Consider the following 1,140-nt stretch of genomic DNA (forward strand, 5'->3'; position numbering starts at 1 on the left):
GCATTCGAGATGCCGCTCGGGTCGATCGGAAGTACGATGAGGGCGTCAACGCCGGAAGAAACGAGCGTTGCGATCTGGTCGGCTTGCTTTTTCACGTCCCAATTGGAATCGACGATCGTCAGTGAGCCACCAAGAGCATCCATCGCACCCTTGTAACCGGCAATGATGTGTTCGTAGGATTCCTGCCCGCTATAGGGAATGGCGACGCCGAAGTGATAGTCCTTGGGATCCTTTCCCGCAGCGCGCGCCGGCGTGATGGAGAGGCCGGTCATTGCCGCCGCACCGATCGCCGCCGTAGCGCCGAGAAACGCTCTTCTGCCAAAATCGGGCAATGAGATGAGCCCAGGCACGCTGGAATTATCGTTGAAATCAGTCATTTTATCCTCCCGTTGAATGAACGATGTGAGGCGGGCAATCCTGAGCGGCCGCGCCGCGATCTGCTTGCGTCACCTCAAGCCCGTTGCCGCGATCCCCTCCGAGACCAAGGCAACGGCACTTCTTCAGGCCCTCAAGGACAACTCGAGAGCAGACATATCTGTTTAGACTGCGGTATATCCGCCATCGACAACCATCTCGCTGCCGGTCATGAACGACGCCTCGTCCGAGGCAAGGAACAGAACCGCGTTGGCGATCTCCTCGGCACGGGCCGGGCGCCCGAGCAGCGAGGGACCGACCAGTTTGCGGGTCATCTCAGGATCGTTTGCGATGATGTCCGCAGTCATTGCGGTTGCCGTGAGGCTCGGGTGCACGGAATTGACCCGGATATTGTCCTTGGCGACCTCCGATGCCGTCGCCTTGGTCAGCAAGCGCACGGCGCCCTTCGACGCGACATAGGCAGCAGCGTCAGGAAAAGCGACAAGGCCCCAGTTCGAGCAGACGTTGATGATCGATCCGCCGCCGGCCCGGCGCATATGCGGAATGACGAATTTCGATCCGAGGAACACGCCTCGAACGTTGACCGCGAAGGTCTTTTCCCAGACCTCGAGGCTCGTCGATTCCGTCGTTCCGGAAAGATAGATGCCGGCGTTGTTGACAAGGATGTCAATCTTGCCAAACTGGCTGGAAACCGCATCGACGGCCTTGGACCAGCTGTCTTCAGATGAGACATCGAGCGCAATGAAATGTGCTTTGGTACCACGC

2 protein-coding genes are annotated in these 1,140 nt (G+C 58.9%); both read right to left on the reverse strand.

The genetic code is table 11. The features are described 5' to 3' along the window. Positions 1 to 377 (reverse strand): sugar ABC transporter substrate-binding protein (locus AC1D35_RS36295; protein ID WP_477942864.1); only part of this gene is annotated, 377 nt, incomplete at its 3' end. 162 nt (positions 378 to 539) lie between these two features. Then, positions 540 to 1,140, reverse strand: a 601-nt coding sequence (locus AC1D35_RS36300) for an SDR family NAD(P)-dependent oxidoreductase (RefSeq protein WP_477942866.1), incomplete at its 5' end; no start/stop codon positions are given.

The sequence above is a fragment of the Rhizobium sp. P1_E6 genome (genome assembly GCF_056405875.1).